Below are 14,542 nucleotides of genomic sequence, written 5' to 3'. Positions count from 1 at the left end.
CCACAACGGTATGCTAAGAACAAAAATGCCGTTCACTCTTAAGTGAACGGCATTACTGCACAGAGGCAGCCTTTCGATCAATCAGTCAGTCAGTCAAACAAAGCAGATTAGATTAAACCGAGAATGGGTACTTAATCGCTTCGTGGCATTCGTAGCCTTCAACCCAGAAGTCATCCATCGTCACCCACGTTTCCAAATCTTCTAAAGACTTAATCTCAGGATTGATATGGAATGTTGGCCCTGCTAAAGGCTCACGCTTCAACTGTATATCACGCATAGGTGCGAGTTGATCTTCGTAGATATGAGCATTAACCAGCTTATGGTAAGCCACACCGGCTTTCTTGCCCGTGATTTGCGCCATGATTGCTAGGAACACATACACTTGAACCATGTTGAAGTTCAGACCTAATGGAACATCACAAGAGCGCTGAGTACTGTTTAGGTACAAAGTGTCACCAAGTAGAGAGAAGTGGTGGCTGTACATACACGGACGTAAACAACCCATGTGGAACTCACCTGGGTTATAGAAGTTTAAGATCTCGCCGCGGTCATCAATGCCGTTCGTTAGATCATCAACAATCTTCTTCAGTTGGTCGATATGACCGCCGTCAGGTTTTGCCCATGCACGTCCTTGAACGCCATAAACACGGCCCATGTCGTCTTCACCCTTGCGGTAAGGGTTATTTAGCCATGCTTCATTCAGGTTAGAATTCGCATCCCAAGTTTTAGTCCCTAGCTTACGAAAATCTTCAGCATTGTCGTAACCACGTATATAGCCAAGCAGCTCGGCAACTGCGGCTTTCCAAAAACTTTTACGTGTTGTTACCAGTGGGAATTGGTTATTACCAACATCATATTCAAGGTCAGCATTGATTACGGTTAGGCAGCGCTTGCCTGTGCGTTCATTTTCAATCCAAGTACCGTCATTAACGATACGCTGACAGAGATCTAAATACTGTTTCACACCAATTCCTTACTTCGTTTGTTGTGGTAATTCATCTTTGTAGTGACCACGCTTGTATGCCCAAAGCATCATCAACACACCGATGATAACCATTGGCAGTGACAAAATTTGTCCCATAGAGATAAATCCACCGAACAAACCTAGCTGAGCATCAGGTTCACGTACGTATTCAACTAGGAAGCGGAATGTACCATATCCTGCTAGGAATAACCCTGATACAGAACCAAGAGGACGCGGCTTTTTGATGAACCAGTTCAAGATGAAGAACAGTACAATACCTTCAAGCGCCATTTCATAAAGCTGAGATGGGTGACGAGGAAGCGGACCACCGTTAGGGAATACAATCGCCCATGGCACATCAGTCACACGACCCCATAGCTCACTATTCATGAAGTTGCCCATACGTCCCATACCTAAACCAAATGGAACCAATGGTGCAATCATGTCTGCGACACCAAAAAAGGTTCGACCGTTCTTTTTGGCATACCAAAGCATCGCGGTGATCACACCAAGCAAACCACCGTGGAAAGACATACCGCCAGTCCATACTTTAAATAGGTAGAGTGGATCATCAATGAAAAGGCCAAAGTTGTAGAAAAGTACGTAGCCAATACGACCACCAAGCACCACACCTAGAAAGCCAGCAAACAGTAGGTCTGATACTTGCTCTCGAGTCCAACCACTACCGGGTTGATCAGCTCGGCGATTTGCTAACCAAAGAGCAAACATAAAACCGACAAGGTACATTAGGCCGTACCAACGAACTGAGATTGGTCCTAGTTCAATAAGAACAGGATCGATATTTGGGAATTCGATAAAACCCTGAGACATACTTGGCTCTCTATCTAAAATTGAATAACGGTTAACTCAACAGCTAACAGAAAAGACACTACAGCAGCATAGTGGCTGCTATAAACATTAAAAATACCGCAAAGAATTTCTTCAGCACGGGGGTTGGCAATTGAGTGGCCAGTTTAGCGCCAACTCGTGTGGTCAGTACTGAGGTACAAGATATCGCTATCAAAGCCGGCAGATAAACATAACCTAAGCTATACGCAGGAAGATCATCGACAGAAGATCCATGCCAAATGAAACCTAGCATTCCCGAAATCGCGATAACACAACCGCATACCGAAGATGAGCCGACGGCTTTACGCATTTCCACACCGTGATGGTTGAGGAAAGGTACCGACAAAGACCCACCGCCAATGCCCGCTAAACTTGATACCAAACCAATACCGCCACCACACAACACGGTTTTAGCTGAACCCGGCATCGACTTTTGGCTCTTAGAGCGAATAGACAACAGCATTTGCAACGCCAATACCAAGACAATCACACCAAAGACTTTTGGTAAGTATTGAGCTGGAATCACATCGGCCACGAAAGAACCTAGGAAGCCACCGACCACCACTCCGGGCATCAACCATTTAACGACAAATATCTCTACGTTACCCAATTTTAAATGGTTAATCGCAGACGATCCCGACGTAACGATGATGGTTGATAACGAGGTAGCCAATGCCATTTGCATCGCAAACTCTTGAGGGATACCCGCTTTAGGAAGCAAAAAGAGTAAAGCAGGAACCACCAGCAAACCACCACCAATGCCTAGCAAGCCAGCTAAAACACCAACAATAGCACCAAGGCCTGCTAGCAAGCCTGTCAGTTCATATGACACGTTAAATCCTATTTTTTACCCGCTCGAATGAAGCCTGTAAATTCACGCTCTTCGAAATAGTTGAGCATCATACTATAGATGTCACTTCCATACGGTTTTGATAGCGCCTCATTTGCCAAATCTTGCAGTTCACTAAGCTTAGATTGACGAATCAAATACTTAGTCCTTGCGACATTTGAGGTGTTCATACTTAACGTCTCATACCCTAACCCAATCAAGAGCAATGCACCCATTGGATCACCCGCAAGCTCTCCACATATACACACCGGCAATTGATATTGCTTACAAGTATCATGGATATGTTTCAATGCCATGATCACTGCAGGGTGCATCGATTCATAGACATCAGAGACACGGGAATTGTTCCGGTCAACCGCCAATAAATATTGAGTTAAGTCATTGGTGCCCACCGAAACGAAATCAACTTTATCCGCAATAAGCGGAAGAAGGTAAAGCATGGATGGCACTTCAATCATGATACCGATACGCGGCATACGCACTCGGTTATCAAGCTCATGCACTTCGTCATACGCTTGTTCAATCAGTTGGAACGCGTCATCCAGCTCCTGCGCACCAGAAATCATCGGCAGCAAGATACTCAAGTTATGGCTTTCACAGCTCGCACGTAGCATGGCACGTAACTGAATAATAAAGATGTCGGGGTGATCAAGGGTAAAACGAATACCACGCCAACCAAGGAATGGATTATCTTCTTCTATTGGGAAGTAAGGTAACGCCTTATCTCCACCAATATCCAAGGTTCGCATCACCACTTGCTTCTCAGGGTAACTCGCAAGCACAGAACGATACTGTTTGAATTGTTCGTCCTCTGACGGAAACCTTTGCTGCAACAAGAAAGAAATTTCGGTTCGATACAGACCAACCCCATCAACCCCTTGGTTGATAGCGATGTTAGTGTCTGCACTCAAGCCCGCATTAAGCAGAATCTCGACTTGCTTGTCGTCTTTCGTTTTTGCCGGTAAGTACAGTTCTCGATTGACCATAGAGGAGAGCTCACTCTCTTCTAGAATCAGCCCCCGATACTCTTTGAGCAGGTTTTTAGTCGGCTCAATAAAGATCTCGCCGCTATACCCGTCAACAATCGCTTGCTTACCATTAGCTTGCGAAAGATTAAGGTTAACTCCCATAACAGAAGGAATACCCAAAGCTCGAGATAAAATCGCTGCGTGCGAGTTCGCCGCCCCTTCCAAGGAAATAACCGCTAATAGTTTTTCTTTAGGAATAGACGCTAATACAGAGGCCGTTAACTCACGAACCACCAAAATAATCGGTTTATCTAACGTGCGAAGTTCATGTTCAGAATTGTGGAGGAAATAGAGCAGTCTTTGACCAAGCTCTCGGACGTCTTGCGCTCTCTCCCGAAGGTACACATCTGACATACGAGCAAAACGGTTAGAGTAACTCTCAACAACCTGTCTCAATGCCCAATCGGCTTTGTCGCCTTTCTGAATTTGACTCTTGAGATCCTTACGTAACATGGGATCGTTGAGTAAGTGAGTAAACAGATCAAAGATCGCCAACGCGTCTTTATTGATTTCACTATCTAAACGCTTTCGCATTCGCTTAAAATCATTGAGAGCATTTTCGACAGCGACTGCCAACAGCTCATGCTCCCTTTCAACATTGAGCGTCGAAGCAGGGTAAACATCGGTGAGTTCAGGCTGAGTATTGTCCCACCATAAGTCACCAATCGCCACACCCGATGAAGCTGCAATACCTTTGGTCGCAGGTAGCTTCTGTTGCTCTAACAGCCAATGGCCTTGAGTTTGGGCATGCGCCACAATAACCGCAAGTTGTGCTGAGAGTGTAACAAGGAAGGATTCTTCCATCTCACTGAATAAACGGGGGGACTTCTGTTGAATGACCAATACGCCAAGCACTTGCTTGCGATAGATAATCGGAGTGCCTAGAAAAGAGTGATAAACCTTTTCTCCAAGCTCGGGAAAAAACTTATAAGCAGGGTGAGCAGACGCCTGTGCAAGGTTAATAGGTTCAGCACTTCTTTTAACAAGGCCAACCAAACCTTCGTCAAAACCAATGTGAATACTATTGCCTTTGAAGATCAGGCCTTGAGTTGCCATCAACTCAAGACGCTGCATATCATTATTTGCCAAATACACGGTGCAACATTCCGTCTGCATCGCGCTGCATGTCTCTTTAACCAAAATATCAAGAGCCGTCGACACATCTTCAACTCTTGATACGTGTTCAACTATTTCCCTTAGTTGGCTGAGCATGCTTAACCTCTACGCAATTTGCGCTTTCCTTTTGTTTTTCGCTCTTTAAACGGCATTGCTAAAGATGCGAATTCTTTCATCGCTCGACGGTAAACATCTCGCTTGAAAGATACAACTTGTCGAACTGGGTACCAGTAACTCACCCAACGCCAACCATCAAACTCAGGTGTGCTTCCACGCTGCATATTGATATGCGATTCATCGCAATCTAAGCGTAAAAGAAACCACTTCTGTTTTTGTCCAATACAGACAGGTTTAGAATCCCACCGAACCAGTCGTTTGGGCAGCTTATAGCGTAACCAATGACGACTTGTCGCGACGATCTTTACATCCTTTTTAGTAAGGCCAACCTCTTCATACAACTCGCGGTACATTGCCTGTTCCGGAGTTTCACCTTCATCTATTCCCCCTTGAGGGAATTGCCATGAATGTTGCCCGTATCGTTTAGCCCAGAAGACCTGACCATGGTTGTTACAGATTACAATACCAACATTTAATCGGTAACCATCGCCATCTATCACTGGCCAACCTCTATCTAAATTTTTAATTACACTGATTTTTCCACATATCCCCAATCGGAGCAAACTTAGTGACGTGACAAGCGCTATATTTATGAATAATAACTACGAATATGGATAAGTTTTGCTCAAATCTTAGTTACCCACACAAGAGTGAGACATAGACCACATTTATTCACCTTTTCTGTGAATAACTATGTGAAGAATTACCCGCAATCGTTTTTTTAATCCATAGATTTATCAGAACCAAAAACAAAAAACCACCAAACGACAATAAAAACAATTAAAAATCAATAAATTAAAACAAATCCATCAATTTTAAAAACATGAAAAAATAAAAAGATCTTTTAAAAATCACCCATGGTTAAAGATCAACCACTCCGATGTTTATCCACACTAGTAAGTGAAAGATTCATTTCAAACCCTATTTAGCAAGCATTTTATCCCCTGCAAACCCCTGTTTATTTATCCACTAAATTAATATTTCAATTAATTACCTTCATGTCCTGTGGATAACCATGAGTTTGATCCCTTTTCTAGCAAGGCGATCATTTCTTAACCAGTCGTCATATGGTGATAACTTCTGGTAAAATCATTTTTTTGATCATGCCTTTTATTATGAAACCAGAACCACAAACACAACAAGAGCTGTTAGACAGAGCATATGCTATTGCAGGAATGACCTTCAAAGAGCTCGCCGATGAAGCCAATATGGTTGTACCAAACGACCTAAAGCGAGATAAAGGCTGGGTTGGACAACTATTGGAATGGCACTTGGGTGCGCCAGCTGGCAGTAAACCAGAACAAGATTTTGCCAAGCTCGGGATCGAGCTAAAAAGTATCCCGATTGGTTATTCAGGGAAGCCACTCGAAACCACCTTTGTTTGTGTCGCGCCATTGATGGGCGTGCAAGGCATAACGTGGGAAACCAGTCACGTTCGAAACAAGCTGTCTAAAGTGTTGTGGATCCCGGTAGAGGGAGAAAGAGAGATCCCACTGACAGAAAGGCATGTAGGATCCCCTTTATTGTGGACACCAACCCAAGCGGAAGACGAGATCTTAAAAAGGGATTGGGAAGAGCTCATGGAGCTGATCGTGTTAGGTAATGTTGAACAGATAACAGCAAGACACGGCGAAGCACTGCATTTGCGACCAAAAGCCGCCAACAGTCGAGTGTTAACAGAAGCTTACGGTGCAAGTGGAAAACCAATAAAGACCAAACCTCGTGGTTTCTATCTACGAACTCAATTCACCCACAGATTGCTGACAACCCATTACGCATAGAAAGCCATTACGCATAGAGGTTTTATCTAGCATAGATAGGCTAAAAAATCAGTACGTTATAAACCGTCTCAATTTAGAAGTAATTTCTCACTACAACGCTCGTTAAACATACTCTCTAATGAGGTTTGAGCGCCAGTTCAATATCGCAGTAGCTTTGGTTGGGTTCATTACCAAACTCATCATACGCGTTGTGCAAGCGAAGGTAGGCCTTTTCAAAGCCGAGCCGGAGTAATTCCTCTTTCACTTGATCCAAGGATCCAAAGTGAAGCGGCTCGCCGTCTTGCTTTACCGGTTCTAGCTTGTGTTTGTACTCCACCGCCAGTAAATATTCTGAGATATCAGAGCAACCAATAACGTACACTTTCGGTGTCTGATAAGAGTCTTTGTGCTCTCCATGTAACCACATGTCTAATTGATGCTTCTGCATAGTCAGCCTCCCTTGCTCTATAAAGCTTAGCCGAACTATTTACCTTTACTAGATAACGACTTAAAAAAGCAAAAAAGAGAAGCAAGAGCTTCTCTTTTTTGGCCAGTTCTAGTTCAAAAATTTGCACTTTCGACGCCATAACCATCACTGTGACTTATCTTAGGGGTTGAACGGTGCTATCAACCCCGCAGATTACGTCGGTATTCGCGCACTTAGGACACGACGAAGATGGCGTACTCGGCGCTCAATCGTGACAACTTCAGGCTCAGAAAAACCAATTGGTCGACCATCGGCTTCAAGGCCAATATCTCTCAATAAATGGGTGTTGTTCCATGGTAGATCATATGAACTACGACGAACTTTTCGTTGCCATTCACGCTCTTCACGACGAAGGTCTGCACGGATAAGAACTGTTGCTAGTTTTAAATATACTGAGTGACGCATAATAACTCTCCAGTTGTGGAATAAACTGAGGAAAAATAGCGTTCTAGATAGTATGAGGGCTTCTCACTTAGCTGCTATTTTTCCGCAGCCAAATAAGGGTACGGATCTATTAGTTAGGTTTATCTTGGGTGTTTCGATCGGCCATGGCTGATGCGTGTGACATATCAGTCACCATGTCAGTACACGGATCAAACGACGCGCAAATATGCTGTATAAAATCGAAATGTTTCATTTGCGCCTCCAAGCTAACTAAAAAATCCAAAAAGAAATGGGGTCGTAAAAGCAGACAAGTCTTTGTTAAATCGTTGCTTTCACGGTTAAAGTCTAACCAAGTGAGTATATTATTCAACCGATAATTGGTTAACATTTTTAAAACAATGCATTCGCCTGAAATATTAGTTGCATATTCATTTACATATAACATATTCACTATGATTATATAAAATCACAGCATATCTATCTTAGGGCTCTCTCTATAGAACAGCGGACTATCCTTCAGAAACAAAAAAGCCACGTATGATACGTGGCCCTTGAATTTTCACTCACCGGATAGAGTCAATGAATAGAACGTTCTAAACAACGCCCTCAGATATAAGACCATGTTTATTGAGTAAGCGGTACATAGTTGCGCGTGAAACTCCAAGCTCCTTAGCGGCCAAAGACACTTGACCACCATAAGATTCCAACACAATGAGTAAAGCATCTCGCTCTGAACGTTCACGTATACTTTTCAGACTGCGGCGTTCATCATTCTGTTTTGGTAAATCCAGTTGATGATCCTCAATGATGACAGCATCAGACATCAACACAACACGCTTAATCTGATTCATCAATTCACGAACGTTGCCAGGCCAATGGTAGCGACTCATCGAGCGGATAGCATCGTCTGAGAAGCTCTTCGCTTGCGCATTAAACTCTTTTGAGTACTCACGCAGAAAATGATTCGCTAGCACTGAAATATCACTCACACGTTCTTTTAAGCTAGGAACATGAATACGCAGAACATTGATGTAATGATAAAGCTCTTCATTGAAGTCGCCCTCGATCAATGCCTTTTCAATATCAGAAGAGTTAGCAGCCAAAATGCGAACATCAACCGACTTAGCTCCCTTCGTGGTTTCAATTTTTCCTTCTTGTAAAAAGCGTAAAAGGTTCAATTGTTGATTACGAGGCATCGCTAGGACATCGTTGAGTAAGAGGGTTCCGCCATCGGCTTCTTCCAACATACAAGGCGCTGCCGTTGCTGGGGCTGAAATACCAAACATCTCAGTCTCTATCCTCATTTCAGATAGAGCACGGCAATTCACAGTTAAAAATGGTTTCTGAGCTCGCGATGAATTTTGATGAATGGAACGTGCAATTGTCTCTTTTCCTGTCCCACTCTCACCGTAAATCAAAATACTGACATCTGTGGGGCCAATTCGCTTGACTTGGTCTCTCAAGCGTTTCACCGCCACAGAATCACCGAGTAGGCCCATATTGTTGTTAATACCGTAGTTTGGCCATACTTTCTGCTCAAGTTTGAGCATACCCAGTTGATGACCAATGGTACTCAATAGCTGAGCATCAGGGATTGGTGCCGTGAAAAAGTCGATACAGAAGTTAACGATAAATTGGCAGATTGTATCTGAGCTCAATTGCGATTCACGGATAAAAGCAAGCCATCGAACTTGCTTGTTGTTGCTCACGAGGTTAGCGATACCATTAAGGCTAAACTCATCATGACTAAGATCCACAATGCCAATGCAGGGGCCAATATCAGTAATTAAGGCATCGGCTTTTCGTAAATCTGCACACTGGGTACATTGCCAACCCACTTGTTCTAACACTGATAACCAGGGTTCGTACGCACCACCAACGACGATAAGAGAACCTGGTAAGGAATCCATCTTAAATTGAGTTCCCATCCTTCTTCCTTATTCTGTTTTTATTTTTTTCAATCAGGCTAACACGAGTTAAACGAATCATACGGGTACAAAGTTGCCGCAAGATCGTATTCAGATCCGATACGTATAGTAATGAGACTATCTTAGATTTTTTGTCTCAATGGTAAGACTATGTCATAAATAATCATTTTTCGAATCAAGAGTGCGGTACGAGCTAGGTTTTGACGCTAAAAACCGAAAAAGCCACCCGAAGGTGGCTTTTAAATTACACGGGCAGTAACACCCCATAAGCGAAAATTACGCTTGTGGGCGCATTGCCGGGAACAAGATCACGTCACGGATTGTGTGCGTGTTAGTAAATAGCATCGCTAGACGATCGATACCAATACCTTGACCCGCTGTTGGCGGTAGGCCGTGCTCTAGTGCAGTAATGTAGTCCGCATCGTAGTACATAGCTTCGTCATCACCCGCGTCTTTTGCGTTAACTTGTGCTTTGAAACGCTCGTCTTGGTCTTGTGCATCGTTAAGCTCAGAGAAACCGTTCGCTACTTCACGGCCACCGATGAAGAACTCAAAGCGGTCTGTGAAGAATGGGTTGCTGTCGCTACGACGAGCCAGTGGAGAGATGTCCGCTGGGTAACCCGTGATGAACGTTGGTTGAATTAGCTGAGGCTCAGCCGTTTCACCAAAGATCTCTTCAAGAAGCTGACCACATGTCCAGAACTTCTCAACGTACAGACCCACTTCTTCTGCAATTTTAACCATCAATTCTCTGTTCTGAAGATCATCTTCAGTCAGAGCTTGAATGTTTGCATTTTCAGGTGTGTAGTGTTTGATTGCATCGAACATGCTCATGCGAGCGTAAGTGCCACCGAACTCAACCGTTTCGTCGCCGTAAGGCATAGAAGTAGAACCAAGAACGTCCATCGCCGCTGTGCTTAGCATCTCTTCCGTTAGATCCATTAGATCTTTGTAGTCAGAGTACGCTTGGTAGAATTCCATCATTGTGAACTCTGGGTTATGACGAGGAGAAAGACCTTCGTTACGGAAGTTACGGTTGATCTCGAATACACGGTCAAAACCACCAACTACTAAACGCTTAAGGTAAAGCTCAGGTGCAACACGTAGGTACATGTCGATGTCTAGTGCGTTGTGATGAGTGATGAATGGACGTGCTGTTGCACCGCCTGGGATCACGTGCATCATTGGCGTTTCAACTTCTAGGTAGCCTTTTGAGCTCATGAAGTTACGAATTGAAGACACAAGCTTAGAACGCACGATGAATGTGTTACGAGAGTCTTCGTTCACGATTAGGTCAACATAACGCTGACGGTAACGCATCTCTTGGTCAGTTAGGCCGTGGAACTTCTCTGGTAGAGGACGAAGTGCTTTGGTTAGCAACTCAAACTCTTCCATGTTCACGTAAAGGTCACCTTTACCAGACTTGTGAAGCGCCCCTTTAACACCGATGATGTCACCGATATCTAGGCCTTGGTACTTCTCTTTCAGCACTTTTTGAACGTCTTTCGCTGCGTACGCTTGGATACGACCAGAAGTTTCTTGAATCGCTAGAAATGGACCACGCTTCGCCATAATACGACCTGCGATCGCAACGATGTGGTTAAGCTCTTCTAGCTCTTCCTTGGTCTTCTCACCGAATTCCGCTTGAAGGTCGCCAGCTAGGTGCTCACGACGGAAGTCATTTGGGTGACCGTTCGCTTTGCAGTTTTGGCGGATATGATCCAGCTTGCTACGGCGCTCAGCGATTAGTTTGTTCTCTTCAGGTGAAGAAGCTTCTTGTGTATTTTCGTTTTGAACAGCATCAGTCATTTGAGATGTACCCTGCTTTTATAATTTGGACAGCTATATTTTTGAAAATATAGGCATTTTTACCAATATTATTGGTAAAGCTTAATAGTTGATAAAGCTTACAGACCTGATTTCAGGCTAGCTTCAATAAACTTGTCTAAGTCACCGTCAAGAACCGCTTGAGTATTACGGTTTTCGATGCCGGTGCGTAAATCTTTGATACGTGAATCATCCAGCACGTAAGAGCGGATCTGACTGCCCCAACCGATGTCTGATTTCGTTTCTTCGCTCGCTTGTTTTTCAGCATTTTGCTTTTGAATCTCAAGTTCAAAAAGCTTAGCACGTAGCTGCTTCATCGCTTGATCTTTGTTCTTATGCTGCGAACGGTCATTCTGACACTGAACCACGGTGTTAGTTGGAACGTGAGTAATACGTACCGCCGATTCCGTGGTGTTTACGTGCTGACCACCAGCGCCAGAGGCACGGTATACGTCAATACGTAGGTCAGAAGGATTAATGTCGATCGTAATGTTGTCATCAATCTCAGGATAGATAAACGCAGAAGCAAATGAAGTATGACGACGACCACTTGAATCAAATGGTGACTTACGAACTAGACGGTGAACACCAGTCTCTGTGCGTAACCAACCGTAAGCGTACTCACCAGAGATACGTACCGTTGCGCCTTTAAGGCCAGCAACATCGCCATCAGACACTTCGATAACTTCAGTCTTGAAGCCTTTCGAATCTGCCCAACGCAAGTACATACGCAACATCATTGAAGTCCAGTCTTGAGCTTCTGTACCGCCCGAACCTGACTGTAAATCGATGTAGCAATCTGATGCGTCGTGATCACCAGAGAACATACGACGGAATTCCAGCTTCTCTAACTTAGCTTCAAGCTCGGCCAATTCTGGCTCAATTTCATCGAACGTTTCTTGATCTTCTTCTTCAACCGCAAGCTCTAGTAGGCCATCAACATCCTCAACACCTTGGTCAAGTTGGTCGATCGTTTCTACTACCGCTTCCAATGCTGAACGCTCTTTTCCTAGCGCTTGAGCACGCTCAGGTTCGTTCCATACATCCGGTTGTTCTAATTCTGCGTTTACTTCTTCTAGACGCTCTTTCTTTGCGTCATAGTCAAAGATACCCCCTCAGGATATTTGTGCGCTCAGACACATCCTGCAGACGGTTTTTTATAGGATTGATTTCAAACATTTTAGCTCATCATTTATGAGTAGAATTTAACCGGAGAATTGTACTCAAAAGTGTGACGGAGATACAGAATTTTTTAGAGTGGTGCACCAAGATTCAATAACTTAATCGGATATAAAATTGACGGGCAGAAAAAACACGCAAAATTTGTAAGGAAAGGAAGGGAAACAAGCCCTGTTTTTGAACAGAGCTTGTTGGATTTGGCACTAAATGATGAACCTCATTCAGTGAACGATAACGCTATTTGGCTTCAACTATTTCGCTTCGATATGATCAATCATCAACTGCAACGATTGATTGCCACGAAACTCGTTAATATCCAGCTTAAACGCAAGATGTACCGTTTTCACTGAGGCATCAGGCCAGCGACGTAGGTCAACATTAAAGGCAATACCATCAATCATCACATTGGTTGGGTGGCTTTTGTATAGAGGTTCTAGCATCAATTTAAGATGTTTTTCACCTACCAGTTTTTGATGCAGAACTTTAAACTCACCATCAAAGATGGGCTCCGGGAAAGCTTGTCCCCACGGACCACCTGAACGCAATGTTTCAGCGGTATGCATTGAGAACTCTTCAGGTAACAGCTCACCATCAGACAAGATAATGCCCTTAAGTGCCGTCTCACCGAGTTCTTTACGCACAACGTCATCAAACATCTTGCTGAATCGCTCGAAGTCTTTTTCCATAATGGTTAAGCCGGCTGCCATTGCGTGACCACCAAACTTCAAGATCAGGCCAGGGTTTTGAGTGTCGATTCTGTCTAGCGCATCGCGCATGTGCAAACCTGGAATCGAACGACATGAACCCTTAATGCTACCTTCACCACCATCAGCAAATGCGATCACTGGGCGGTGATATTTGTCTTTGATACGCGAAGCTAGAATACCAATTACGCCTTGATGCCAATCACGTTGAAACAGAGCCAAACCAGAAGGCAAATCGTCTTTACCAAATTCAAGGCGCTCACAAAAAGCCATCGCTTCTTGTTTCATGCCCTCTTCGATCTCTTTACGTGTTTGGTTCAAGCTATCTAACTCGCTGGCCATTCGACGCGCGGCATGGATGTTATTACTCATTAGCAGCTCAACACCAAAAGACATATCATCCAATCGGCCAGCCGCATTGATACGTGGACCAAGCGCAAAACCAAAATCGGAGGCAACTAAACGCTTAGCATCCCGCTTAGCAATTTCAATCAAGGCTTGAATACCCGGACGCGCTTTGCCTGCACGAATGCGTTGTAGCCCTTGGTGTACCAAGATTCGGTTGTTTTCATCAAGTGGTACCACATCCGCAACAGTACCCAGTGCCACTAGATCAATCAGTTCCATCAACTTGGGTTCTGTCATGCCGTGTTGAGCAAACCAGCCCAACTTACGCATATGAACACACAATGCCATCATCAGGTAAAAGGCGACACCCACACCGGCTAGCGCTTTTGAAGGAAATGCGCAGCTTTCTAGGTTGGGATTGACCATTGCATCTGCAATCGGTAATTCAGAACCAGGCAAGTGATGATCAGTAACCAGTACATCAAGGCCTTTCTCTTTAGCAAAGCGAACACCGTCAATTGAAGATACACCGTTGTCGACTGTCATGATCACTTCAGCACCAAGTTCGATCGCCTGTTCGACAACCTCAGGGCTCAAGCCATAACCATCTTCAAAACGGTTGGGTACCAGATAATCAACATTCGAGCTGCCCAACATTCGCAGAGCAAGCACAGACAACGCCGAACTGGTTGCGCCATCGGCATCAAAGTCACCAACAATGATAATGCGCTTTTGCTGCTGAATGGCTTTGAACAACAATTCAACTGCAGCATCAATGCCGCCCAGTTTTTGATAAGAGTGCAAACCTTTCGCAGCTGTCTCTAGCTGGTCAGCACTGTCGATTCCGCGACTCACATAAATGCGCTTTAACAAGTCAGGTAAATGAGCAGGTAAGACTGAAATGTCGACCTCAGGACGGCGTTGGATCTCTATCATATAAAAATGGGCCTGATATCAATCAGGCCACTCCTTAAATCAAAAACAGGGGGAAATAACAGGTA

At 44.2% G+C, this 14,542-nt stretch carries 12 protein-coding genes; 1 reads left to right on the top strand and 11 read right to left on the bottom strand.

The annotated features are described in order from the left end of the window. Positions 1–112: 112 nt before the first annotated feature. Genes AB6E08_RS10280 through rppH form a run of 5 tightly spaced genes read right to left on the bottom strand, consistent with a single transcriptional unit; the run spans position 113 to position 5,424 of the window. Positions 113–964: a thymidylate synthase gene (locus AB6E08_RS10280; RefSeq protein WP_009848438.1), complete on the bottom strand. Its 852-nt coding sequence runs from the start codon at positions 962–964 to the stop codon at positions 113–115. Between the two features lie 9 nt (positions 965–973). Continuing rightward, positions 974–1,795, bottom strand: coding sequence for a prolipoprotein diacylglyceryl transferase (gene lgt, locus AB6E08_RS10275; protein ID WP_372066225.1), 822 nt, complete (start codon positions 1,793–1,795; stop codon positions 974–976). 58 nt (positions 1,796–1,853) lie between these two features. Further along, entirely contained in the window at positions 1,854–2,645 is a 792-nt protein-coding gene (locus AB6E08_RS10270) for a sulfite exporter TauE/SafE family protein (RefSeq protein WP_012603268.1), read from the bottom strand. 8 nt (positions 2,646–2,653) lie between these two features. Next, positions 2,654–4,903, bottom strand: a complete 2,250-nt coding sequence (ptsP, locus tag AB6E08_RS10265) for a phosphoenolpyruvate--protein phosphotransferase (RefSeq protein ID WP_012603267.1) — start codon at positions 4,901–4,903, stop codon at positions 2,654–2,656. A 2-nt stretch (positions 4,904–4,905) separates the two neighbouring features. Next, positions 4,906–5,424: an RNA pyrophosphohydrolase gene (rppH, locus tag AB6E08_RS10260; protein WP_009848435.1), complete on the bottom strand. Its 519-nt coding sequence runs from the start codon at positions 5,422–5,424 to the stop codon at positions 4,906–4,908. Between the two features lie 615 nt (positions 5,425–6,039). Between rppH and mutH the strand changes: the two genes are divergently transcribed. Next, positions 6,040–6,705, top strand: coding sequence for a DNA mismatch repair endonuclease MutH (gene mutH, locus AB6E08_RS10255; RefSeq protein ID WP_102249744.1), 666 nt, complete (start codon positions 6,040–6,042; stop codon positions 6,703–6,705). Between the two features lie 115 nt (positions 6,706–6,820). On the opposite strand, the gene AB6E08_RS10250 is transcribed toward mutH, so the two are convergent. From AB6E08_RS10250 to recJ, 6 genes are all read right to left on the bottom strand, one after another. Next, the gene (locus AB6E08_RS10250) at positions 6,821–7,132 is read right to left on the bottom strand and encodes a DUF6482 family protein (protein WP_009848433.1); all 312 of its coding nucleotides are present in this window, start codon (positions 7,130–7,132) and stop codon (positions 6,821–6,823) included. A gap of 192 nt (positions 7,133–7,324) precedes the next feature. Beyond that, complete coding sequence (locus tag AB6E08_RS10245; protein ID WP_004735015.1) at positions 7,325–7,576, bottom strand: hypothetical protein; 252 nt, start codon at positions 7,574–7,576, stop codon at positions 7,325–7,327. 572 nt (positions 7,577–8,148) lie between these two features. Further along, positions 8,149–9,483: a cyclic-di-GMP-binding transcriptional regulator VpsR gene (gene vpsR, locus AB6E08_RS10240; RefSeq protein ID WP_009848431.1), complete on the bottom strand. Its 1,335-nt coding sequence runs from the start codon at positions 9,481–9,483 to the stop codon at positions 8,149–8,151. A gap of 276 nt (positions 9,484–9,759) precedes the next feature. After that, positions 9,760–11,292 carry a lysine--tRNA ligase gene (gene lysS / locus AB6E08_RS10235; RefSeq protein ID WP_012603264.1) on the bottom strand — a complete coding sequence of 511 codons (1,533 nt, stop codon included), beginning with the start codon at positions 11,290–11,292 and terminating at the stop codon, positions 9,760–9,762. Between the two features lie 98 nt (positions 11,293–11,390). Then, a protein-coding gene (prfB, locus tag AB6E08_RS10230) for a peptide chain release factor 2 (RefSeq protein ID WP_100208942.1) occupies positions 11,391–12,489 on the bottom strand; the annotation gives its coding sequence in 2 pieces (ribosomal slippage) (positions 11,391–12,413 and positions 12,415–12,489; 1,098 coding nt in all). A 251-nt stretch (positions 12,490–12,740) separates the two neighbouring features. Continuing rightward, positions 12,741–14,477, bottom strand: coding sequence for a single-stranded-DNA-specific exonuclease RecJ (recJ, locus tag AB6E08_RS10225; protein ID WP_372066230.1), 1,737 nt, complete (start codon positions 14,475–14,477; stop codon positions 12,741–12,743). Positions 14,478–14,542 lie beyond the last annotated feature (65 nt).

Source organism: Vibrio sp. 10N.247.310.24, assembly GCF_041467175.1.
GTDB lineage: Bacteria > Pseudomonadota > Gammaproteobacteria > Enterobacterales > Vibrionaceae > Vibrio > Vibrio tasmaniensis_A.
The sequence above is the reverse complement of the archived record's forward strand: the minus strand, read 5'-3'. Positions and strand labels throughout refer to the sequence as shown.

Coding starts and splice junctions, on each gene's coding strand:
- lysS (WP_012603264.1), bottom strand. CDS start 11,292: ATGACTGATGCTGTTCAAAACGAAAATACACAAGAAGCTTCTTCACCT.
- ptsP (WP_012603267.1), bottom strand. CDS start 4,903: ATGCTCAGCCAACTAAGGGAAATAGTTGAACACGTATCAAGAGTTGAA.
- mutH (WP_102249744.1), top strand. CDS start 6,040: ATGAAACCAGAACCACAAACACAACAAGAGCTGTTAGACAGAGCATAT.
- recJ (WP_372066230.1), bottom strand. CDS start 14,477: ATGATAGAGATCCAACGCCGTCCTGAGGTCGACATTTCAGTCTTACCT.
- vpsR (WP_009848431.1), bottom strand. CDS start 9,483: ATGGGAACTCAATTTAAGATGGATTCCTTACCAGGTTCTCTTATCGTC.
- lgt (WP_372066225.1), bottom strand. CDS start 1,795: ATGTCTCAGGGTTTTATCGAATTCCCAAATATCGATCCTGTTCTTATT.
- AB6E08_RS10245 (WP_004735015.1), bottom strand. CDS start 7,576: ATGCGTCACTCAGTATATTTAAAACTAGCAACAGTTCTTATCCGTGCA.
- AB6E08_RS10250 (WP_009848433.1), bottom strand. CDS start 7,132: ATGCAGAAGCATCAATTAGACATGTGGTTACATGGAGAGCACAAAGAC.